Here is a 22,955-nt window from a genome sequence, read left to right on the forward strand (position 1 = left end):
GATTAGCCAGAACTGGCCCGTGGGCGGATGATCTTGCCGCTTTTGCGCTGCTCAAACAGATGCGCGATCCAACCGGTCATGCGCCCCACGGCAAAAATGCCAAGCCCCGCCCCCTTTGGTAGACCAAGTTCGCGTTCCACCAACGCCAACCCGAAATCAAGGCTGGGATGAAGCCCGGTTTGCTCTGTGACTTTCTTGGCAACGCTTGACCAAAACGCTTCACCGGTTTGACCACACGCCGCCATCAATGCCCGCGTTCTGGGATCCCCATCAGGGTAAAGTGGATGACCAAAGCCGGGCGGAACCAGATCAGAATCAAAGTCACCCCCTGCCTTTTCCACCTCGTCCATCCACACCCGGCATTTGGGCGTCAATCCGCCATGGCGCGTGCCGGAAAGTGTCGAAAGACCGGCCATCAAGGATGCCGGGATCGTCGCCCCGGCCGATGCCGCGACACGCACTGCATAGGCCGATGCATTCAATTCGTGATCGGCACACAGTACCAGTGCACGCCGCAAGATATCGGGTGCGTTTTCATGGCTGGACCAAGCATTGGCGAGCAATAGATGCATGGGACTTTCCCCGTCATCACAAAGGCCAGCCGCCGCCAGCGCACCCAGCCGCACAATCTTGGCGGCAAACGGACGACCATCCCCGCGCACAGAACCGGTCACAAGGTCTGCCATCATCATTACCATGCGTTCGAATGGCATGGCATGATCGGTCGGAATGAAATCGATCGCTGCGTTCAACGCCGGATCACATCGCAACCCGGCCAAGTGCCCCGCCACATCTTCGAGTGTCATCGTCGCGGCAAGATCGACCGCATTTTGACCGCGATAGTAAAACTGCCCGTCTGCAATCCGGGTGAGGTTCGACACCAGGATCGGCTCGCCCCAATCAATGGTCGATGCCGCCACTGACTGGCGGGAGCGCCCGCGCTGTTTGCGATCATGCAGCTTGGCGACATCGCGCCGATCATACAGGCTTTTGCGCGCATCGCTTGGATGGGCAATAGCGCGCACAATGCCGCGGCTGACATAGGCATATAACGTGTCGCGCGATATGCCGACCTGCGTGCAAACGTCCGCCGCCGACAAAGTACAAAATGATCCGTCATCGATTTTTTTCATATTGATTATCTTGATCAAGATTGACCATTTGTCCAGTCCCGCATGATGCTTTGGGCCTTAGTCGCTCCGCCCCATGAATAGGAAACGTCATCATGCAAAACCGCTTTATCCCTCAGATCGCCACCGCCCTTGGTTTGTCAGAAGCACCTGACATTCAGGTGATCGGAGCTGAGAGCCTTCCGTCCTATTTTGCCGTATCCGAACTTGCATCCGCCTCAATCGAAATGGCGGCATCCATGATTGCCAAATGGCGCCCGCTTGAGACTGGTACTGGCGGACAGATCAACATTGATCAAAGACTGGCATCGAAATGGTTTGATATGACCATTCGCCCACAAGGCTGGGACCTGCCCAGCATTTGGGATCCATTGGCCGGTGATTATCAAACCCGCGATGGCTGGATCCGTTTGCATACCAACGCCCCGCATCACCGTAAAGCCGCTCTGTCCGTCCTCGGCGACTACGAAACACGTGATGACCTTGCCATGGCCGTGCGGGACTGTAACGCGGATGACCTGGAAAGCTCGATTGTCAGCGCCAACGGATGTGCAGCTGCCATGCGCAGCATCACGGACTGGCAAAATCATCCGCAAGGCAAAAGCATCGCGGCAGAACCATTGATTGCTTGGCAGCGGCACGCAAAGACATCCGTCACGCCAAAGCAGATTGATCCGACAAGACCGCTGCGCGGCATTCGCGTCCTTGACCTGACGCGCGTGTTGGCTGGTCCCGTTGCCGGACGGTTTTTGGCGGCTTATGGCGCGGATGTGTTGCGCATTGACCCGCCGGGTTGGGATGAAGGTGCGGTTATTCCCGAAGTCACGCTTGGCAAACGCTGTGCTGGATTGGATTTGCGGGCAACAGAAGACCGGAAAGTGTTTGAGGATCTGGTCGCCAGTACCGATATCCTTTTGCATGGCTATCGCCCCGATGCCCTGCCCGATCTCGGGTATGATGCCAAAACGCTCCGCGCGATCAACCCCGCCCCGATTGATGTGACACTGTCGGCATATGGCTGGACCGGTCCATGGGCAAAACGGCGCGGCTTTGACAGTCTTGTTCAGATGAGCTGCGGGATTGCCGATTGGGGGATGCAGCATGCAAAGGCGAGCAACCCCGTGCCGTTACCAGTTCAAGCACTGGATCACGCAACGGGATACCTGATGGCGGCCAGTGCCGTGCGTGCTTTGATCCTGCGCCAGACCATTGGCGAAGTCACCAGCGCGCGCCATTCATTGGCCAGAACCGCACATATGCTCTGCCAGACCGCAACACCGGATCTGGTTGGCGAGATCGCGGCAGAGCATCTTGCAGACATCGATCCACATATCGAGGAAACAAGCTGGGGCCCTGCGCGTCGCATCGCCTTCCCGGTCGCGATTGAAGGCGTTTCGCATCATTGGGATCACCCGGCCGGGACGCTTCATCGGCATGATCCGTGCTGGTGAGGTGTGATCCCGATCAAGTACAAGAATTGTTACAAAACTTGACGGGAGCGATTTGTCTGCGCATAGTCCCGTCATCTCCGGGGGGGCCAATCGTGAATTGGCTGAGAGGTTCGGTGTTGCCGAACGACCCTTTGAACCTGAACCGGTTAAGACCGGCGTAGGAAGGATCGAATGCGCGACACAGAACACGCGTCCCAGCTGGGGCAAAATCCAACCCGATTTGATATTTATCTGCGCTCTGCCCGCGTGGCATTTGGTGGTGCGGATATTTTCCATGACCTTGACCTGACACTGCGCGCAGGAAGTTTCACCTGCTTGCTGGGGCCAAGTGGTGTCGGCAAAAGCACACTTTTGCGCTATCTCGCCGGTCTGGTGGAAGGCGATGTCAGCGGCAATATCACCTGTTCGGATGACAACCCCCTTGACGGCCGGATCGCTTACATGGCGCAGCAGGATTTGCTACTGCCCTGGCGGAGTGTTCGGGAAAATGTCGAACTTGGTGCTGCCCTTCGTGGCGAACGTCCAGATCATGAGAAATCGGAACGCCTGATCGCCGAAGTCGGTCTGACCGATGCTGCGCATTTGCGCCCGGCTGAACTATCAGGCGGCATGAAGCAACGCGCAGCCCTTGCCCGCACATTGATGGAAGACCGCCCGGTCGTCTTGATGGATGAACCGTTTTCGGCCCTTGATCCGGTCAATCGGCTGCGGCTTCAGGAACTCGCAGCAAAAGTCCTGCGCGGCAAGACCGTGTTGCTGGTGACCCATGATCCGCTCGAAGCACTTCGTCTGGGTGATCATGTCTATGTGCTTTCAGGCGCACCGGCAAACCTTCGTGATGCGGTAACGCCCATGGGGCCAAGCCCGCGCAATATTACCGATCCGGAAATCCTCGCCCAGCAGGCAGAACTGCTTCGCCAATTGGGCGCGGACATGTCGGAGGGTGCGCTATGAGCCAGCCGACCCTAAACCCAGCGAAACGCAAACCGCTTTCCGAACGGCGCTGGCTGAAACTTGCCCGGCCACTGATCATCGTCGCGGCGCTGATCATCACATGGCAATTGCTGGTCATGATCACCGGTGCGCCGAAATATATGCTGCCAACACCGGCCGATGTCTGGAAAACCTTGATCGCGCGCCACGCGGTGTTGCTTGATCATGCGCAATATACGATTGCGGAAACCGTAATCGGGCTTTTTGCCGGTGCAGCCCTTGGCACGCTTGCCGCGATCCCGATGGCGCTCTTTACCCCGGTTCGCTTCTGGTTGATGCCGATCCTTTTGGTGTCGCAAGCCATTCCGTTCTTTGCCTTGGCCCCGCTTTTGGTGTTGTGGCTGGGCTTTGGTCTGGCATCCAAAATCGCCATGGCGGCATTGATCATTTTCTTCCCGGTAACCGTGGCCTTCTTTGACGGGTTGGCACGGACCGAAACCGGCTGGCTTGATCTGGCGCGTACCATGGGGGCAAGCCGTTGGCGGCTTTTGACCCATATTCGTTTGCCGGCGGCCCTTCCGGCCTTTGCATCGGGTTTTCGTGTTGCCACCGCTGTGGCCCCGATCGGGGCGGTGATTGGTGAATGGGTCGGGTCAAGTCACGGGCTTGGCTATTTGATGCTGCATGCCAATGCGCGCGTTCAGATTGACATGGTTTTTGCCTGCCTTCTGATCCTGTGTGCGTTTTCGATCACGCAATATTTCATTGTCGACCGGGTACTACGCGCGGCCCTGCCCTGGCAACCAGATAGCCTGAAACCGGTATCGTAATACAAATTGCTGCAGCCCGATTGGCTGCGCCCGCAATCCTCATACTTATAAAATTGGCGCTTAAATACGGAGGTTCTTCCATGTCACGCCTTAAATCCATGATCACAGCAGCCACACTTGGTGCTGCGGTTCTTGGCACTTCCACTTCGGCCTTTGCCGCAGACAAACTGGTTATTCTTCTGGACTGGTTTGTAAACCCCGACCACGCGCCGCTGATCGTTGCCAAGGAAAAGGGCTTCTTTGCCAAGCATGATCTTGATGTCGAGCTGATCGAACCGTCTGATCCGTCCGCACCGCCGCGTCTTGTCGCTGCGGGTCAGGGTGACGTTGCCGTAAACTATCAGCCGCAGCTTCACGTTCAGGCAGCAGAAGGCCTTCCGCTGACGCGTATTGGCACCCTGGTTGCCACCCCGCTTAACAGCCTGATTGTCCTTAAAGACGGTCCGATCAAGGAGATCGCTGATCTTAAGGGCAAAAAAATCGGCTATTCGCTGGCTGGTTTCGAAGATGCGCTTCTGGGCACGATGCTGGGCAATCACGGTGTGTCGATGGATGATGTCGAGCTGATCAATGTGAACTTCTCGCTCTCGCCGTCGCTTTATTCCGGTCAGGTCGATGCGATCATCGGCGGTTACCGTAACTTCGAGCTCAACCAGATGGAAATCGAAGGTAAACCGGGTAAGGCATTTTATGTCGAGGAAGAAGGCGTTCCGCCTTATGACGAGCTGATCATGACGGTCCGCAATGACAAAACCGACGATCCGCGCTTTGCGCGCATGCTTCTTGCCCTTGAAGAAGGTGTTCAGTACCTGATCAACCATCCCGATGACAGCTGGCAGGCCTTTATCGGTGCGTATCCGAACCTTGATGATGAACTGAACATCAAGGCATGGGCAGACACCCTGCCGCGCTTTGCCCTGCGTCCGGCGGCCCTTGATAAGGCACGCTACAATCGCTTTGCCGATTACATGGTCAAGCAGGGCCTGATTGAAGAAAGCCCGGCACTTGAGACCTATGCGACCGTGATTGAATAATTAACAGCCCCCCCCTGCTTCCGCAACGCGTTCCCGGTGGATGCGGAAGTATGGTCTGTGTATCCGCATGCACAGACCACCCGGAAGGCCGGAACGTGCGCCCCTCGTTCCGGCCTTTCACTTGCGTATCTGCAACTGGCGCTTACCTTATGGTCACCCGCACATGAGTCAGTGATAATGTGTCGTTCCATTTTTGCGTCAGGACAACCACGTGCAGATCAAAGCTACGCCCGCACATCACACCGAAACCGGATTTGAAAACCGTCATCCGTTGCCCGATCCGGTCAAGCGGTCGTTCTGGCGTTTTCTGCGCCGTCGTTTCTTTGGGCAGGATAACTGGCCAAAGGCAAAACATCAGATCGGCAAAATCCCGACCGAAACGCCCGATCATGACGCAATCCAGAACCCTGACCCAAAACGCTTGCAAGTTACATGGGTCGGCCATGCCACGGTTCTGGTGCAATATGGTGGGCTTAATATCCTGACCGATCCGGTCTTTTCCCAGCGCGTATCGCCGTTCAAACATATCGGCCCGAAACGTTATAGCCAGCCGGGCATTTCGATGGATCAATTGCCGAAACTTGATCTGGTGTTGCTGTCCCATAATCACTACGACCATTTCGATCTGGAAAGCCTTGCCGTCCTTGGCAATGTACCGCGCTATATCATCCCGCTTAAAAACGGATCGCTTTTGGAAAAGGCCGGGATCAGTGCCGATCGCTATGAAGAAATGGATTGGGATGACACCCTGATGCATGGGGATTTGTCGATTACCCATGTGCCATCCAACCATTGGTCCAGCCGCACCACCAAGGACCGCAAGGAAATGCTTTGGGGTGGATACATCCTGGAATTTGGAGATGGCTATCGGTTCTATTTCGTTGGTGACACCGGCTGGAACGAGGCGCTGTTTACCGAGCTTGGTGCCAATCATGGCGGGATTGATTTTGGCCTGATCCCGATCGGGGCCTATGACCCGCGCGATTTTATGAAAAATTCGCACTGCAATCCCGAAGAAGCGGTTCAAATCATGCAGGTGATGGGTGTCAAACAGGCACTTGCCATTCACTGGGGCACGTTTGTCTTAACGGCCGAGCCGGTTGATGAACCGCCCGTGCGTTTGGCAGCAGCCCGCAAGGATGCCGGACTTGGCGAGGATGATTTCATCGCCCCACCCATCGGCGCAACCCGGTTCTTTGATCGTCAACTGACCGAGACACAGACAACTTCGCAAAAGGTCGAGCCCACAGCGTCCCCGGCATAGCAGCCCCTATCAGAGCGGTTTGGTGAAATTGATCAGCCCGTGATAAGCATCAGTGATTGCGTCATAAAATCGTAACATTGGTTGCCCCGCCATGAGTCTGACTGTTTTTCTTGCCGTTATGGGTGCTGCCCTGATGCATGCCGTTTGGAATGCATTGGTCAAGGGTGGTGCTGACAAGCTTGTGAATATGACGGCGATTGTGCTGGGTCATATTCCGATTGTTTTGATCTTGCTTCCGTTTGTCGATATTCCAGCCAAGGAAAGCTGGCTGTATCTGATCGGCTCCATCGGACTTCATATCGGCTATCAGTTGTTTTTGATCCTGGCCTATCGGCTTGGGGATCTAAGTCAGGTTTATCCGATTGCGCGCGGGTCATCGCCGCTGATCGTGGCAGCAGTATCCGTCCTTGTTCTCGGCGTGACACTCCATGTCAGCGAATGGCTTGCGATTGTTGTCATCGGACTTGGCATTTTAAGCATGTGCATTGTCCGCCAAGCCGATGGCATGCGAAACCGCAATGCGGCGATTGCCGCCATCGTGACCGGGTGCTTTATCAGCAGTTACTCGCTAGTCGATGGCACGGGCGCGCGGTTGGCTGGCAACGCGCTTGATTACTATACCTATCAGACCATCGGTGATGTGGCGATCTTTGGGATCATCGCAAGCTTCATGCGCCCTGGCATTGTTGTTGCCATCGCCAAGCGCGCAAAAAAGGTCTTCTTCATTGGTGGCACCGCATCCTTTGTCGCCTACGCGACCGTGATGTGGGCCTTTACCCAGGCACCGATCCCGCTTGTTGTCGCCCTGCGTGAAACCGGGATTGTCTTTGCCCTTCTGATTGGTGTGTTTTTCATGGGCGAGAAGCTGAACCTTGTGAAGGTTTCATCGACCATGATGACGCTGGGCGGTGCCATCATCCTGCGTCTAAGTCGCCATATCTGAGCGCTCACCTCGGCCGATCCCAAAATGAAAGAGCCGACAGCAAATAAATGCTGCCGGCTCTTCAAGCTCTGTGATCCCAAGTTGGGAGACCGGGGATCAAGAACCCTAAGTGCCAATCGGAAAACGCCTATCCGACTGACGATTTAGCAATGTTATAACATTACATCTTATTAGCAACCGAAAAATGCACGACGGATGCCAAAGCCCTGCCCCGACATCCGGTTGATGGTTTTGATGATTGCCCGATGTTCTAAACGCGGGTGCGTGGTCGGCGGCGTGTACCATCTTCAAAGCGTGAAAGTTCCATCCCTGCCAAGGTAACGGATGGCTGGCCGGTCGTGATCCAGTCTGCCAGCACCTTTCCAACAACCGGCCCCATTGCAAAGCCATGCCCGGAAAAGCCGGTGGCGACAAAGAAGTGTTTGGGATTATCAAACTGATCAATCACCGGAACCGCATCCGGGGTGACATCAATATCGCCTGCCCAACGATCCACCACGCTGACATTTTTGATCTGTGGCAGGACTTTTTGCAGGTTCCGCATCGCATTACTGACCCGCACATCATAAGGCTGCGCCTGATTGGTGCGCCGTCCGATCATGGGGTTCTTGGCGGCATCCGATCCGGGCATGCGATCGACCAGATCATCAATGAACCGCTTGTTAAAGTGGAACTTGAAGGTCGCCCAGTTATCAAACAGTCCGGGACCAAAATCGCTGGCATATTTAAACCGGCCCAAGGTCAGGTCGATATCGGTCATGAATTCGTCAGCAATGTTCATCGAACCGTCTTTTCTCTGACGAAATGCAAGACCCGCGGCAAGCGTCCCGGCGGCAGAAACATCCGGGACCGGTGATGTGCGGATCACGGTGCCGCGCGTGGTTTGTTGCGGCAGACGGCGGCCAAATTTGGCAACGAATTTATGGGTGGCGGCACCCGCCGCACAGATCACGTATTTGCATTTGATCTCGCCCTGTTCCGACACGACCGAGCTGATGGCACCGCCGGTCGTTTCAATTGAAAGCGCACCGCAGCCTTCGGCAATGACAGCGCCCAGTTCCGACGCGCGCTTGGCAATGGCAGGGGCTGCTTTTTTTGGTTCGGCCTGCCCGTCTGATGGGGTGTAAATACCACCGACACCCGGTGTTGTGATGCCCGGTGTCAGACGTTCCACACCCTTGGGATCAAGAACCTGCGTTTCGATGTCAAAGCCCTTGGCGTCATCGATCCATTGTTCGAATTCCGACATTTCCTGATCATCACGCGCAACAAACAAGACCCCGCCCTGCCGCCATTCAAGATCAGCGTTCAGTTCCTTTTCCAGCCCCTGCCAGATGCGATTGCATTCAATCATCAAAGGCAGTTCAACAGGATCGCGTCCCTGTTGACGCACAAAGCCCCAAGCACGCCCTGATTGGTGTGATGCAATGGTGTCCTTTTCCAAAAGGACGACCTTCATTCCGGCCTTGGTCAGGTAATAGGCGCTTGAGGCACCATGAATGCCGCCGCCGATAACAACGACGTCGCATTCCTTTGGCAGGGTGATTTTGGGGTAATTCGTCATGTGGGGACCTTGTATTCCGGGCATTCAGGTGCTTATACGGATTTCAGTTTGGTGTGTGGCACCAACCAAGTTATGGTGCGCGGCAACAAATCACAACAAAATCAGGTAGCCACCATGTCTGATCACGCAAAGAAACAATCCCCTGCCACCATCACCGCACAGGCCCTTGGCTGGGTTGATGAGGCAACCAAATCGGTCACCCCGCCGCTTTATCCGTCAACCACGTTCGAACGTAATACGGATCTGAGCTATCACGACGGGCGTTGCTACACGCGCGCTGATAACCCGACCTATGATCAGGCGTGCGAGGTTCTCAGCACCCTTGAAGGCGGCAGCGAAACCCGTCTGTTCGCATCAGGCATGGCAGCAGCCGTTGCCGTCATCCATGCGCTCAGCCCCGGTGATCATGTCGTCGCGCCAAAAGTTATGTATTGGGCGCTTCGCAGCTTCATGCTTGATAGCGGTGTGCGTGCAGGTCTTAGCTTTGATTTCGTCGACAATGCCGACATTGCCGAGTGGGAAAAACACATCATTCCGGGCAAAACCAAGATGGTCTGGCTTGAAACCCCGGCCAACCCGGATTGGCAGATTACCGATATCGCGGCCGTTGCTGAAATCGCGCGTGCGGCTGGCGCGCAGGTCGTGGTTGATAACACGGTTGCAACCCCGCTCCTGACCCGCCCGATTGAACTGGGTGCGGATATCGTCATGCATTCGGCTACCAAATATCTGAACGGCCATAGCGACGTTTTGGCGGGTTCGCTGACCACTGCAAAGGATAGCGAGTTCTGGCAGCGCGTTTGCAAACAGCACGCATCAGGTGGTGCTGTGCTGGGTGTGTTTGAAACATGGCTTTTGCTGCGCGGGATGCGTACCCTTTCGATCCGGGTTGAGCGTGCAAGTGCCAATGCCATGGCCATTGCCAAACATTTCGAGAACCACCCGGAAATCGAACAGGTCCAGTATCCCGGCCTTGAAAGCCATGCGGGTCACGAGATTGCCAAAAAGCAGATGCAGGGTGGCTTTGGCGGGATGCTGTCGCTTCGCGTCAAAGGCGGTGAAAAGCGCGCGGTCGATTTCCACAACCAGTGCAAATTGTTCAAGCGCGCAACATCCCTTGGCGGTGTAGAAAGCCTGATCGAACATCGATCATCTGTTGAAGGTCCGACAAGCCCGGTACCGGGTGATTTGCTGCGCCTATCCGTCGGGATCGAAGACGCCAATGATCTCGTTAACGACCTGGAAACAGCACTGCGGTTAAGCAAGTAACATAGGATTACTTTCAACCCGGAATTTGACGATCGATGCCAAAGCATCCATTTCATAGGTTCTCTTCGCGCAGCACATCATTGCGCACCTGTGTTCTGGCTTTGGCATCGACTGTTTTTACAGCAAACCTTCCGATGCCGTCATCGGCACAAGACACCGGCACGACCATCAAACCCGTTTTGGATGTGAACACCCTGCCCCCGGCACCTGGTCTGATTTTTGATCTTCGGGCGGGTGAATACATCATGTTTGATGAAATGGTCAGAAGGCTTGCGGATCGGAAATATGTTCTGATCGGTGAAAAGCACGACAATCCCATCCATCATCACCATCAGGCCCAACTTGTTGATGCGCTGACCAATCGGGACGGTCGCAATCGTGCCGTTGTGTGGGAAATGTTTACCCGCGACCAGCAAGTCACCCTTGATCAAAACTGGATTGATGTTCCCCTATCCGATCTTGGACCGGCATTGGCATGGGAAGATCGCGGCTGGCCGTCTTGGCATGACTATGCCCCGATTGCGCAGGCCGCCAAGGACAATGATCTTTTGATGATTGCAGGCAACTTGCCCGATGATTTGTTGCGCCCCCTGATTTCGAATGGCGTCGCTGCCCTTCCTGATGATCTGGCGCAACAGTTGGCCCTGCCGGACATTCCGCAAGACATGCTTGATCAGTTCAATGTTGAGATTGCCGAAGGTCACTGCAACATGCTGCCGCAAAGCATGTTGCCTGCCTTTTCCATGGTGCAGTTTGCCCGCGATGCGTCATTGGCCAGTGCCATGACCGAAGCTGCTGACGGCAACGATAATGATGGCGCGTTTCTGATTGCCGGCAACATGCATGTACGCACGACCATCGCCGTGCCGTGGCATTTGCGCCGCTTTGATGCCGCGTTGAATGCAGAAGACATTGCCGTTGTCAGCATGATCGAAGCCGATGACCCAAGCGATAACCCGCCAAGCGTTGATGATTACGCCAACCGATATGGCAACCGCGATGATATTGACTTCATGTGGTTTACCAACGACATCGCACGTGGCGATCCCTGCACGGATTTGACTTTCGGACAATAAGCCCGACTATCCAACCCCTTGAAAATGGCGGGCTTACTTGATGCGGCGTGGCAGCCAGTCGGTGGTCGCAACCGGCTTGCCCTTGTGCGAGCGCATGACGCGCGGGCGGACAACTTCCTTGGCTTCTGGTGTTGTCGCACTTTTGCGGACAGACGCATAAAACTCGACCAGTTCGGTGAACGGAATGATCGTCCCGATACCTTCCTTATAGGCCTTGGTAAATGGCGGATGGTTGCGCACGGTCATGCTGAGATGCTCGACCGTGTGATGGCCAAACTGCGACCAGATGCTTTCAAGGAAATGGGCGGTCTTTGGATCAATCGGTTTTAGGCGGACGTCAGGACGGCATTCTTCCATCACCGCATAAAGGTTTGGTTCAACCGGCCCGAATTCCTCGGCAACGAAGATGGCGGGCATCAGCATATTACCGTGATAATTGGCACCGTAATATGCCTGCGCCAGATACAACAAGCGGTGCAGCTTTTGCGGCTGTAGATATTCGTTATCATTCAGGGCAAGGTCGATCATCCTGAATGCGGCTTCGAATACCGTGTGTAGAACCGGCTTGTTCTTCATTGCTGGGTCCGATGGTCTGATATTTTAGCGATCCGTAATCATACGGGCTCAGCCCGATGACAACAAGCATCGGCACTAAGGATTTCACGAAATGTGGAGATATTAGACCGTCGCGTCAAGCTGCGTGCCGCGGATGCCAAAGCCATGTGCGACGGCATTGACTACCGCGTAAAACGACGTTCCGCTGTTGCTTGAAAGATCAAACGGGATTGAAGGATCAAGCATCTTGGCAAATTCGCCGTCGCCCTGAACCTCAACCGCACCTTCGCGATCACTTGATCGGCGCGCGGCCGACAGGTTGCGTTGTTCGGTACGCTGATCTTTTTGTTCGCCGGGATTGCCATTTCCAGACTGGCGCTGATTTTTGCCATCGATATAGGCATTAAACAGAATGCCGTCATCGTCAGGATCATATGTGTAATGCTGCGAGGAAGCTTCGACCTGGTTGTTGCGGTCAACCGTCGCCACACCGCGCGCACCCGCAGCCGCAAGCCGGCCATACTGGCTGACCTGTGAAACTGTCTGAGTGGTTTGGACCGGTGTGATCATTTTCCTCTGCCTTGCCGGAATGCGGCAATCGATGAAACCTAATTCAACTCATGCATTATACATTAATATTGCGGAAAATGGCAAGAAAATCGCAAAATCGCAGGGATCGCAGCGATTAGTCGCCTTCGAACTCGACCAAATGGAACTCATCCACGCCACGATCGCGAATTTTCCTGGCTCCGCCCAGATCTGGAAGATCAATGATAAAGGCGCAACCAGCGACCTCTGCACCGACCTTTTCAATCAGATCAATTGCGGCCAATGCCGTACCGCCCGTTGCAATCAGATCATCCATGATCAGAACGCGGCTGCCCGGTTTGACTGCATCCTTGTGAATTTCAATCACGTCCGAGCCGTATTCAAGCTCATATTCCACGCCGATGGTCTCGGCAGGCAACTTGCCCTGTTTGCGGATGGTGACAAAACCAACACCAAGCGCAAGTGCGACAGCCGGGCCGATGATAAAGCCACGGGCTTCGATCCCGGCGATCATATCGATTTTCTTGTCCTGAAACTCGGCAGCAAAGGCGTCGATCACTTCGCGAAGGCCTTCGGCATCCTCGAACAGGGTCGTGATATCCCGGAACATGATACCCTTTTTCGGGTAGTCGGGAATGGTACGGATCAACGACTTAATCGACATGGGATACTCCGGCCAGATGTCAGGTTCAGAACGCGCACGTACCAATATCCGCAAACATCACGGTTTGGTCACGTACGGCGACACTTGATGCCTGAAACCGTCCGGAATGGCAAGGCAGATCACGAAAACCTGCCCTGTCGTCTGATATCGTTTTGAGGTCAGGCCGCGTGCAACGTGGTGCCGCGAACGATGGCCTGTGGTGCCGGTTTGGACGTGGCAACGAAATCATTTGCCAGCTTCTTGCTGATTTCGGCGCGCGTACCACGCGACAGGCCTGTTTGGGCTGCCTGTCGGTTACCCCAGACAGCGCGGTACAGGCGATAATCATGGTCATTGATCTGACCGAATACTTTTTCGACTTCCATTAGAGTTTGGACATAACTCTTTTTCATGTCAGCCATCCTGTTGCTCGTATGATTTTCGGCAGCTTTTCCGCCGAAGTGCGCCACACCATTTTGTCGACGCGTCGTTCACAGCAGCCATATAGTCCGAACTTCATGGCCTCTCAACTGCAGCACGGTGACAAGATCGGGAAGATTTTGTGACAGATTGCCCAATTCGCCTGATGCCAGAGAATTAGCCTCTGCTGACATTAGAAGATTTCTGCCAAGTTTTGCGGCGTTCCCAATAGAAAACGGCCTGCCCTCCGATTTGGAAAGCAGGCCTCGATCTTATTTCTGTGTTCGGAAACAGCGCGCTGAATTTGCAGCGATTTTGCCTATATCAACCGGGGATCAATTCAGCTTCTTGGCAGCTTCCGCCTGTTTGGCTTCTTCGTCGATCTGCTTTTGCAGCGCATCGCCGTACTCGCCGTAAATCCGCCCTTCGAGCGAGAGTTCGAGAAAGCGAACATAGTCGGTCGGATCGGTGATTTTGCGGCGGGCAACCTCGATCACTTCAAACGGGCTGGCGGCATCAAGATCATACTTGCGGATCAAGCCCAGCATCTCAGCGGTGATCTGATCAAGTTTCTTGCGCGTGTCGCTATAGGAAAGCGTCATCTGACCGTCCTGTCGTTCAACTGTTTTTTCTGGCGAATACAATTTCTGGCGCGGTTATGCCTGTTTGCGGCATTACTGACAAGTCCTAGCCGGGATTGCGCCGTTCCCTATACCAATGTTCCCGTGTCGCTTGAGCCATATCAAGGCAGCGATATTTCGATCAGGCATGGTGTCCTATTCGTGACAACACTGATCGGCCCGGGCATGCGGGCTTCAATCGGCGACCGGGGAACAAAAATGGGTATTCTGTCTGCCTTCAACGCCATGAGCATTCGCAAACGTTTTATGTGGGCGTCCGCGTTTGGCGTTTCATCGACCGTGATCATCGCCCTTTTGATGATGACCTTCGTTGAAGAGAAAGCAATGGATGCGAAGCTCCATCAGCTTAGTGAAAACGAACTGACATCCTTGCATGCCCTGATCGTTAATGTGATGGCAGCCCGGCCCGATGATGTCGATGATATCGGCATCAATGTGTTCAATAACTGGTTTGACAGCCGCAATGCCGACTACCCGGGCGAGCTTTGGTCTGTATGGGGCCCTACCACCACCGCCTATATGAAGGAATATGGTGACAAGCCGATCAAGACCCCGCGTGACGATATCGATCTCGAAGCGATTGAAACCGGACAGATGATTGGCCGTTATACGGAAAACGGCACCTATCGCCTGTCGATGCCGATTGTCTTGGGCGAAACCAAGGGCGCAGAAGCGGAAGTTTGCTTTAGCTGCCATGGCGCGATGAACGCCCAAAAAGGCGACGTGATTGCCGTTCTGTCCTCAAGCCTTTCGGTTGCACCGGAACAGGCCAAAACCAATCGCATTCTTCTTGGCATTCTGATCGGGGGGCTGGCGATTGCGATTGCCACCATCATTGGCATGCGCGTGCTGTTGTCGCGGATTGTCACCGGTCCGCTGACCGATCTTGGCCGGGATATGACGGCCCTTGCCGACGGGAATACGGATTTTGACATCAATGCCCTGTCGCGCCGTGATGAAATTGGCGAGATGGCGAAATCGGTTGATGTCTTCCGCACCAATGCGATTGCCAAAAAGCGCATGGAAGCCGAGCAACAGGCCGAAAGCCGCCGCCGCGAAGAACGCATGCAAAACCTTGAACGTCACATTGACGGGTTTGAAGGCGTGATCGCCAAGATCGTGACCGCCGTTTCCGGATCGGCAGATCGCATGCAGAGCACGGCACGTGGATTGGTGGACTCAGCAGACCGCGCAAGCAAAAGTGCAACCACCGTTGCCGCCGCATCCGAACAGGCAACGGTTAATGTCAGAACCGTTGCCGATGCAGCAGATCACTTGTCAGCATCAATTTCCCAGATCGGCGAGCAAGCACAACAATCCACCCAGATTGCCGCAGAAGCATCACGCGAAGCAGCCCAGTCTTCGGAAACGGTCGAAGGCCTGTCTGAGGTCGCCAATCGCATTGGCGAGATTGTCGAGCTGATCAGTGACATTGCCGGTCAAACAAACCTTCTGGCCCTTAACGCAACGATTGAAGCCGCACGCGCAGGCGAAGCTGGCAAAGGCTTTGCCGTGGTCGCGGCAGAGGTCAAAAACCTTGCCAACCAGACAGCGCGCGCAACCAGCGAGATTTCAGATCAGATTGCAGCCATTCAGGAAGAAACCGGCAAGACGGTGACATCCATCGGTGACATTTCAGCCGTGATTTCACGGATCACGGATATGGCCAATACCATCTCAACTGCGGTTGGTGAGCAGTCCGAAGCAACCAACGAAATCGCCCAGAATGTCGAACAGGCAGCAATTGGCACGCAGGAAGTCAGCAGTAATATCGAACGGGTAAGCAATACCGTGGCCGATACCGATCAGGCCGCCCATCTTGTGTTGGATGTTGCAGAAGAACTTGGTGCGCTATCGAACGATTTGCGCAAGCAGGTTGATAACTTCCTTGCTGATATTCGAAGGGCCTAAGCACTCAATCAAATAGCCTTTTTTGCCGGCGACATCACAACCTGGATGGTTGTTTTGTCGCCGGACTTGTATTTGCCCCAAGGCAGGCAAAAATGATGAAAGATGCAGTATGTTGCTTTTTCATATGCCCGCATTTCGCGACAGATCACAGGCCTTGCAATCACGGTTCTGATTGCAACACTGATCACGCTTATCCATCCAACGCCTTTGCACGCGCAATCTGAAGATGCCCGTACAAGCTGCGATCAGCTTATTGTTTCGGGGCACACCGGCTACCCGCCCTTTAACTTCACCGATAATGGCGTTTTTCGTGGTGCCGCTATTGATCTTATTCGGATGATTGCCCGCGACATTGGCATCCATGTTGAAATCCGCAATGTCGGCCCGTGGATCCGTGCTGTCAAAAACCTGACTGACGGTGATATCGATCTTTTGGTTGCGATCTATCACACGCCTGAACGCGAAGAAGATTACGTCTATAGCGATCCATATGCCGAAGACCCGATTGTCATGTTTACCATGGCGAAAACGGAGTTCCCCTTTAACGACTGGTACGATCTTGTTGGGAAAGTTGGCGTCACCACGCGTGGCGACAGTTGGGGATCGGATTTTGACCGGTTTATAGAACAATACCTAACCATGATGCGGGTCAATACGACCGATCAAATGATCGACATGATCGCCCAGGACCGCGCCAATTATGGCGTACAGGGGCTTTACACGCTGGAACGTTCCAAACGGCGGATCGACTTTGCCAATGACATCAGCATATCAAGCACGCCGATCAAGTCCGAGAACATGTATATGGCCATATCGCGCAAGTCGCCCTGTCGCACTCTGATTGACCAAATCAATCAGGAAATCGCCCGTCACAAGGACGCTGGCACCATTGATAAGCTGGTTGCGATTTACGTCCGGCCAGACGGGTCTTAGAATGGTTCCAGATTTTGACCAACAAGCTCGTTCGTTTTGCCTGACTAAAACCCGCTGACTTGTACTTGCCTTCAATCTTGCAATTGCTGCGGGTTCGACAAAGATACAGATTATGTTTGAACATTTTGCCCCACGGTCTTTGCGGCGTTTTGCCGCGGCGGGCCTTTTTGCCGCAGCACTTGGATTTGGCACCCTGCCCTTGAGCGCATCTGCACAGGAAGCAGCATGCGACACCATCACTGTTTCAAGCCATAGCAACTACCCGCCCTATAGCTACCTGAAGGATGATGTTTTTCAGGGGGCTGCGATTGAACTTATTCAGCTGATCGGCAAGGACATCGGGGTAAAAATCGATGTGCAAAACATCGGTCCTTGGATGCGTGCCATCACGACTTTGCGCCACGGTGGCATTGACCTGCTCACAACGGTGTATCTCGTACCTGAACGGATGGGCGATCTGGCCTATACTCGACCCTATGTCGAAGATCCGATTGTTGTGTTTACTGTTGGCGATACTCCACCTTCACATCATGAACGCAATGACCTGATCGGACTTGTCGGCGTTACGACACGCGGCGAAAGTCGGGGTGAAGAGTTTGATGCCTTTATGGCAAACTCCCTGAATATGATGACGGTCAATAGTGCAGATCAGATCATCAACATGCTTGATCAGAAGCGTGCCGACTACGGATTACAGGGGCTTTATTCGCTTAAGGAAGCGCAGAAAAGAACATCACCGCGAAGTAAACTTTGGATCACGGATGTTCCGATCAGTTCAGCAAAGATGTGTATGGCATTCGCACGAACATCGCCCTGCACAAAGTGGATACCAGCAATCAATGCCGAAATTGAACGGCGGATTGCCGACGGAACGGTAACTGGTTTGATGGCAAAACACGCTGCACTGACAGGCTATTAGTGACCAAATTAACCGGACAGAAATGATTTACGGGCCTATTCTTACGAAAAAAATTATAGACTGATGATCAATTTGGGCCATTTCATTGATTGGAATCCCAATTAGACGACCCGGGGGATTGGGGGAATAATGTCGTTTACGACAATTTTAGGCATCATGGTTGGCCTTGGACTATTTATCGGATCGATATTGATCTCGACCGATAATTACTTGGTCTTTGTCAGCCTTTCGAGCGCACTGATGGTGATTGGCGGAACGCTTGCGGCGACCTTTATCGCCTATGAAGCGCGCTATGTGCTGCTTGCCTTGAAACTGATATTCAAAATTTTTCGTGCCCCACAGATGGGACGTGGCCAACTGACAGGGGAAGTTGGCCGTGTTGTCAAATGGGGCTATCTGCTTCAGAAAAAGGGCATCAACGCCCTTGAGCAGGAAGCAGAACGTGTTGGCAAGGATGAGCCTTTTCTGGGCTGGGCCATGGAAGTGATCATCACCGGCTATGACGGTGAAGAAACCGCCGAAATGCTCCATAACGCGATTGATAACTCGTTTAACCGTAACCTTGTGCCTGTTGCGATCCTTAAAAGCATGGCTGCTGCTGCACCGGCATTTGGCATGATCGGGACACTGGTTGGTCTCGTCATCATGCTTGATAAAATGGCGGATGATCCAACGTCACTTGGCGCAGGTCTGGCAATTGCACTGATCACGACGTTGTATGGCATTGTTGCTGCGCGCTTTTTCTTTATGCCAGCTGCCAGCAAGATCCAGCAGCGCGAAGAAATCATGCGGTTTCGCAACTATCTGATCGCAGAAGGCCTGATCATGTTGGCCGACCGCAAGGGTCCGCGCGCCATTCAGGACAGAATGAACTCGTTCCTTGATCCTGCCATCCACTTCAATATCGACAAATCGTCGAAATAAGGGGTATCGCAATGGCACGCCGCAGCAAATCACGCATGCAACCGGTCGAAGAAGAGGAAGTCAACGAAGACTGGCTTGCCACCTATGCCGATGCCATTACGCTTCTGATGGCGTTCTTCGTGATGCTGGTAAGCTTTTCAAAAATCGAAATTCCGATCTTTGAGAAGGTTCAGGCTGGTATCGCAGAAGAAATCGGTAAACGCGATGTTGTGCGCCCGACACAGGTGCTTGAGACCGATCTCAAGGACGTTGTCTTTAACATGGCGATGGACAGTGCTGTGTCGGTTTCGACCGATGACGAAGGCATCCTGATGGAGATGGGCAGTGGATCATTCTTTCAGCCGGGCTCAGCCAATCTGACCAACGATGCTGTTCTGTTCCTTAAGGATATTGGCGATCTGTTACAGGAACCAAGATATCTTGGCTTCCAGATTGAGGTAACTGGCCATACAGATGACAGCCCGATCAGTTCGCCACGTTTTCCGTCAAACTGGGAACTTGCTGCTGGCCGCGCGATTGCGGTTGTCAGGTTCTTCCACGCACTGGGTGTAGACCCGGATGGCAAACGCATGCGTGCGATTTCTTATGGTGACACCAAACCAAAACTTCCGAACCGCGATGATTTTGGCAATCCGATCCCGGAAAACCGCGAAGCAAACCGACGCATTGAAATCAGGGTCTTCCCCAAATATTCGCGGGTCTTCTGATCGACGTCATAAAAAAGGGAGCCTTGCGGCTCCCTTTTTTAGTTCGATCGCTTACCATTTACTCAACATGCAGAACCATCTCATCACGTGCGGCAAAGGCGCCAGACCAGGTTGATCGGGCCTTTTGCTCAATCACGGTCATGGCAGCATCATTGTGGTCCGGGTCATGATGGAACAGTGCAAGTTTCTTGGCATTCGCCGCCCGGCACAGACGAATGCCTTCTTGCCAGGTTGAATGCCCCCATCCGACTTTTTGCGGGAATTCTTCGTCGGTATATGTGCTGTCGTAAATCACCAGATCGGCATTCTGAATGAAATCAAGAATGACCTCGTCGGGCTTGCCAGGTTCATGCTCTGTATCGGTGACATAACACACCGCATTGCCATCATGCTCGACCCTGAATGCCGTCGCACCGTTGGGATGACGCAAGGGGGCTGTCTTGATCTCAATGCCATCCGCCGGGCGCAAAACAGCGCCGACCTTAAAATCTTCAAAGGTCAGCTTTGATTGCATCGCTGACAGCGGTACTGGAAATGTCGGATTGGCCATCTGGGCGGAAAAGACGCTTTCGACCCCGCCTTGATCGGTCAGATGCCCTGCCATCACATGGAAGGACGCATTGGGGTTATAAGCCGGGACAAAGAACGGAAACCCGTTGATATGGTCCCAATGGGTATGGGTCAGAAAGATCGTCGCGCTGGTGACCTTACGGCGGATTAAATCCTTACCAAGGTTGCGAATGCCGGTTCCCGCATCAAAGATCAACACCTCATCCCCGATCCGCATTTCAAGGCAGCTGGTATTCCCGCCATAAACAACGTGATCAGGTGACGGGCATGCGATGCTGCCACGCACCCCCCAGAATTTAACCTCAATCGCCATTCAATAGGTCCCGTCCAAGGATTAACAGTTCGATACGGATCACTGCTGCAACGTCATTGAAAGATAACATTTTATCGTCACAAACCAACCAAGGATTGCGTCAATGAAGTTAGCGCGCGTTTACCGGCGTTCCGATACGCGCACCAAACACCTGATCAGCCCGTCCGCAATTAACTGCGACTTCACAAAGGCCAATCGAATTACAGTAATGGAAACCCTCCCCCGGGCGGACATCAGAAAATGTACGGGCCTTTGATATCAGATGATCACCAATCATCAGTTTTTCTTCGCCTTCTCGCGCCATCATCCCGGTCATGAGGTTGCCATAGGTATCGATATAGATCACCTCTGACAGCTGATCAGGCCATGACTGGGGCTCTGCACAACGATCGGTAATGGCAAGATCCTTGGCCGCAAACGTCCGCTTGGTCGCAAGCATTGCTGCCACCGGCGCAAAAATGTCGCGCCCATGAAAACTGGCCGATGTCTCATTGGGTGACCAAACAATTTCCTGGATCGAAATATCCGACGATCGACGAATGATGATTTCAAACAACCCGTTGTCCGGGCCGACATATGTAACCCCATCAGCCCGCACCACCAGACCCTTTCGCACACTGCCGACGCCGGGATCAACGACCGCAAGAACCACGTCACCCTTTGTAAATTCGCGGGTCAATGCGGCGAGAAGATAACTCGACGCTTTCGGGTTTCGATCCGGCGCATCAAGCATCAACTCACAAACAGCAACATCTGGCGCATTGCGCATCACAACAGAACGCATCGTCCCGCTATAGGGCCCATTCACGCCAAAATCGCTGAAGATAAAGATCATCTGTCGCATGTCCTTTGATGGTTGCTTGTCGCGGAGACAAAAACGCCGGTGGAAATGTGATCCCCACCGGCGTTTATATGGGTCGTCAGATCAGAAGTTCTATTTCACTTCGCAGAACTGTCCACGACGTTTCAGATCAGCACAAAGTGACTGAGCAGCACTGTCGCTCAGCCCGGTTGCCATCAGTCGGTAATAGGTCCCTTTACCGGGAATGGCCGCACGGGTAACACTATGCTGAAGTGGTGATAATTGGGTGTAGCGACCTTTCAGTATCTGCCAACCGCGCTCTGCCTGACCTTCGTTACGATATGATGCAAGGTGAACAGAACGCCCACCCGATGACATTGCAGAACTTGCAGATGCCATTGTATCCGGCTTTGCCATTTCATCGGCCGACTGAACCGGGCGACTTTCACCCGTTGCAACACGGCGGACCGGCTCACCGGCATTGAGCGTCATGACGTTGCCTTGTGCTGGCTCAACAATCGCTGCCTCAATCGCATCACGTTCACGTTTAAACTCGTCTGCTGTGACCAGCTTCATCTGTTGCAGATCTTCAATACGTGCAATCTGGCGTGCTGCGTCCATCAAGCCCTGTGGTGCTGGAAGCGGCGTTGCGCGCTGACGCGGTTGCGCTGGCAAAAGCGCATCAAGGATGGCAGTGCGTTCCGCAACATGTTCCTGCACGGTGATCGCACCAATTTGCAGATTGCGGTTCAACTGGTTCAAACGTTGTTCGACCTGCGATCCTTCTGGCGGCGGGTTATTTAGAAACGCCGAAGGTGCAGGCTGGCTCATTGGCAGAAGCGCACCAAGGTTTGCAGAGCGACGTGCGGAATATTCTTCTGGTGTCACAAGGCCATTGGCCTGAAGGTTGCGCAGGATCGCAAAACGTTTGGCAATCGCCTCATCACTTGCGTTGAGCGCCGCACCAGCCGGAATATCCATCGACTTTGTGGCGCTGCTTGTCATCATTGGCGAAGCAGCTGGCTGGCTCATTCCTGCGGAAGATGCAGGGCCTGCATTTCCGAGCCCCGATGGTCCCGTTACAATCTGATCATTGATACTAAGAGAACCCGGCAAGCCGCGCTGAAGGCGCATCAGATTAAATTCTGCAGCATCACGCAGCGGCCGTGGCTGTGTACCAGATGCCGTCGACATCAATACAGTCCCAGCCGGGTTCATCGCAATAAGCGTGTCGTAACCATCGCGCGCGCGATCCGGGCGGTTGGTGTTTTGATATAGAACCGAGCGCCAGAGCATCGCATGACCGTCTTGCGGATTCTTGCGAAGGGCTTCGTCAAAAAGCTTTTCGGCTGAGGCATAGTCACCGGTCGCCAACTGCTGCAGACCCAAAGCAGTGTAGTTATCATCTGCGAAGGAAGTCGCTTCGTCCCAGAAGTCCTGATCCAGCAGCGGCGCACAGGCCGACACCCATGAAACCATACCGATCACAGCAATCCCCTTGCCGATCTTCAGCCAGTTTCCGGTCCGCTTTGCGGATACCTGCATGGCGCCAATCCCCTATTCTCTTACATCTG

23 protein-coding genes and 1 riboswitch are annotated in these 22,955 nt (G+C 53.9%); of the genes, 13 read left to right on the plus strand and 10 right to left on the minus strand.

What is annotated here, in order from left to right; translation table 11 throughout:
- Positions 1-2: 2 nt before the first annotated feature.
- Positions 3-1,133: a citrate/2-methylcitrate synthase gene (locus ACMZ66_RS09075; RefSeq protein WP_416936562.1), complete on the minus strand. Its 1,131-nt coding sequence runs from the start codon at positions 1,131-1,133 to the stop codon at positions 3-5.
- A 92-nt stretch (positions 1,134-1,225) separates the two neighbouring features.
- Between ACMZ66_RS09075 and ACMZ66_RS09080 the strand changes: the two genes are divergently transcribed.
- From ACMZ66_RS09080 to ACMZ66_RS09105, 6 genes are all read left to right on the plus strand, one after another.
- Positions 1,226-2,581 (plus strand): CoA transferase, encoded by a 1,356-nt coding sequence (locus ACMZ66_RS09080; protein ID WP_416936564.1) that lies wholly within the window; start codon positions 1,226-1,228, stop codon positions 2,579-2,581.
- A 69-nt stretch (positions 2,582-2,650) separates the two neighbouring features.
- Positions 2,651-2,762: riboswitch (TPP riboswitch) on the plus strand.
- Positions 2,753-3,535: an ABC transporter ATP-binding protein gene (locus ACMZ66_RS09085; protein ID WP_416936566.1), complete on the plus strand. Its 783-nt coding sequence runs from the start codon at positions 2,753-2,755 to the stop codon at positions 3,533-3,535. (Overlaps the previous riboswitch by 10 nt.)
- Positions 3,532-4,344: an ABC transporter permease gene (locus tag ACMZ66_RS09090; RefSeq protein WP_416936568.1), complete on the plus strand. Its 813-nt coding sequence runs from the start codon at positions 3,532-3,534 to the stop codon at positions 4,342-4,344. The genes ACMZ66_RS09085 and ACMZ66_RS09090 overlap by 4 nt, the downstream gene beginning before the upstream one ends.
- Before the next feature lie 80 nt (positions 4,345-4,424).
- A complete protein-coding gene (locus ACMZ66_RS09095) occupies positions 4,425-5,378 on the plus strand; it encodes an ABC transporter substrate-binding protein (RefSeq protein ID WP_416936570.1) in 954 nt (317 codons plus the stop codon).
- Between the two features lie 211 nt (positions 5,379-5,589).
- Positions 5,590-6,642 carry an MBL fold metallo-hydrolase gene (locus ACMZ66_RS09100; RefSeq protein WP_416936572.1) on the plus strand — a complete coding sequence of 351 codons (1,053 nt, stop codon included), beginning with the start codon at positions 5,590-5,592 and terminating at the stop codon, positions 6,640-6,642.
- Positions 6,643-6,733: 91 nt separating this feature from the next.
- Positions 6,734-7,585: an EamA family transporter gene (locus tag ACMZ66_RS09105; RefSeq protein ID WP_416936574.1), complete on the plus strand. Its 852-nt coding sequence runs from the start codon at positions 6,734-6,736 to the stop codon at positions 7,583-7,585.
- Positions 7,586-7,835: 250 nt separating this feature from the next.
- Here the strand turns inward: ACMZ66_RS09105 and ACMZ66_RS09110 are convergent, their stop codons facing one another.
- The gene (locus ACMZ66_RS09110) at positions 7,836-9,149 is read right to left on the minus strand and encodes an NAD(P)/FAD-dependent oxidoreductase (protein WP_416936576.1); all 1,314 of its coding nucleotides are present in this window, start codon (positions 9,147-9,149) and stop codon (positions 7,836-7,838) included.
- A gap of 114 nt (positions 9,150-9,263) precedes the next feature.
- Between ACMZ66_RS09110 and ACMZ66_RS09115 the strand changes: the two genes are divergently transcribed.
- Positions 9,264-10,418 carry a trans-sulfuration enzyme family protein gene (locus ACMZ66_RS09115; RefSeq protein WP_416936578.1) on the plus strand — a complete coding sequence of 385 codons (1,155 nt, stop codon included), beginning with the start codon at positions 9,264-9,266 and terminating at the stop codon, positions 10,416-10,418.
- 134 nt (positions 10,419-10,552) lie between these two features.
- Positions 10,553-11,494 (plus strand): ChaN family lipoprotein, encoded by a 942-nt coding sequence (locus tag ACMZ66_RS09120; RefSeq protein ID WP_416936580.1) that lies wholly within the window; start codon positions 10,553-10,555, stop codon positions 11,492-11,494.
- A gap of 33 nt (positions 11,495-11,527) precedes the next feature.
- Here ACMZ66_RS09120 and ACMZ66_RS09125 read toward each other — a convergent pair whose 3' ends face one another.
- The 5 genes from ACMZ66_RS09125 to ACMZ66_RS09145 all read right to left on the minus strand — a co-directional run bounded on the left by ACMZ66_RS09125 (position 11,528) and on the right by ACMZ66_RS09145 (position 14,263).
- Positions 11,528-12,070 (minus strand): Panacea domain-containing protein, encoded by a 543-nt coding sequence (locus tag ACMZ66_RS09125; RefSeq protein ID WP_416936582.1) that lies wholly within the window; start codon positions 12,068-12,070, stop codon positions 11,528-11,530.
- Positions 12,071-12,172: 102 nt separating this feature from the next.
- Positions 12,173-12,619, minus strand: a complete 447-nt coding sequence (locus ACMZ66_RS09130; protein ID WP_416936584.1) for a hypothetical protein — start codon at positions 12,617-12,619, stop codon at positions 12,173-12,175.
- A 115-nt stretch (positions 12,620-12,734) separates the two neighbouring features.
- Positions 12,735-13,262, minus strand: a complete 528-nt coding sequence (locus ACMZ66_RS09135) for an adenine phosphoribosyltransferase (RefSeq protein ID WP_416936586.1) — start codon at positions 13,260-13,262, stop codon at positions 12,735-12,737.
- Positions 13,263-13,420: 158 nt separating this feature from the next.
- On the minus strand, positions 13,421-13,654 hold the full coding sequence (locus ACMZ66_RS09140; RefSeq protein ID WP_416936588.1) for a hypothetical protein: 234 nt from the start codon (positions 13,652-13,654) through the stop codon (positions 13,421-13,423).
- Between the two features lie 342 nt (positions 13,655-13,996).
- Complete coding sequence (locus ACMZ66_RS09145; protein ID WP_416936590.1) at positions 13,997-14,263, minus strand: hypothetical protein; 267 nt, start codon at positions 14,261-14,263, stop codon at positions 13,997-13,999.
- A 237-nt stretch (positions 14,264-14,500) separates the two neighbouring features.
- Between ACMZ66_RS09145 and ACMZ66_RS09150 the strand changes: the two genes are divergently transcribed.
- The 5 genes from ACMZ66_RS09150 to ACMZ66_RS09170 all read left to right on the plus strand — a co-directional run bounded on the left by ACMZ66_RS09150 (position 14,501) and on the right by ACMZ66_RS09170 (position 19,696).
- Positions 14,501-16,213 (plus strand): methyl-accepting chemotaxis protein, encoded by a 1,713-nt coding sequence (locus tag ACMZ66_RS09150; RefSeq protein WP_416936592.1) that lies wholly within the window; start codon positions 14,501-14,503, stop codon positions 16,211-16,213.
- 102 nt (positions 16,214-16,315) lie between these two features.
- A complete protein-coding gene (locus ACMZ66_RS09155; protein WP_416936594.1) occupies positions 16,316-17,146 on the plus strand; it encodes a substrate-binding periplasmic protein in 831 nt (276 codons plus the stop codon).
- Positions 17,147-17,258: 112 nt separating this feature from the next.
- The gene (locus ACMZ66_RS09160; protein ID WP_416936596.1) at positions 17,259-18,065 is read left to right on the plus strand and encodes a substrate-binding periplasmic protein; all 807 of its coding nucleotides are present in this window, start codon (positions 17,259-17,261) and stop codon (positions 18,063-18,065) included.
- A gap of 129 nt (positions 18,066-18,194) precedes the next feature.
- Positions 18,195-18,989 carry a motility protein A gene (locus tag ACMZ66_RS09165; protein WP_416936598.1) on the plus strand — a complete coding sequence of 265 codons (795 nt, stop codon included), beginning with the start codon at positions 18,195-18,197 and terminating at the stop codon, positions 18,987-18,989.
- Positions 18,990-19,000: 11 nt separating this feature from the next.
- A complete protein-coding gene (locus ACMZ66_RS09170; protein WP_416936600.1) occupies positions 19,001-19,696 on the plus strand; it encodes an OmpA/MotB family protein in 696 nt (231 codons plus the stop codon).
- A gap of 58 nt (positions 19,697-19,754) precedes the next feature.
- Here ACMZ66_RS09170 and ACMZ66_RS09175 read toward each other — a convergent pair whose 3' ends face one another.
- From ACMZ66_RS09175 to ACMZ66_RS09185, 3 genes are all read right to left on the minus strand, one after another.
- Entirely contained in the window at positions 19,755-20,579 is an 825-nt protein-coding gene (locus tag ACMZ66_RS09175) for an MBL fold metallo-hydrolase (protein ID WP_416936602.1), read from the minus strand.
- 109 nt (positions 20,580-20,688) lie between these two features.
- Positions 20,689-21,414 carry an SAM hydrolase/SAM-dependent halogenase family protein gene (locus ACMZ66_RS09180; RefSeq protein ID WP_416936604.1) on the minus strand — a complete coding sequence of 242 codons (726 nt, stop codon included), beginning with the start codon at positions 21,412-21,414 and terminating at the stop codon, positions 20,689-20,691.
- Positions 21,415-21,513: 99 nt separating this feature from the next.
- Complete coding sequence (locus ACMZ66_RS09185) at positions 21,514-22,926, minus strand: tetratricopeptide repeat protein (RefSeq protein ID WP_416936606.1); 1,413 nt, start codon at positions 22,924-22,926, stop codon at positions 21,514-21,516.
- Positions 22,927-22,955 lie beyond the last annotated feature (29 nt).

Origin of the sequence: Thalassospira sp., assembly GCF_048059015.1 — a bacterium.
In the GTDB taxonomy this organism is placed as follows: Bacteria; Pseudomonadota; Alphaproteobacteria; order Rhodospirillales; family Thalassospiraceae; genus Thalassospira.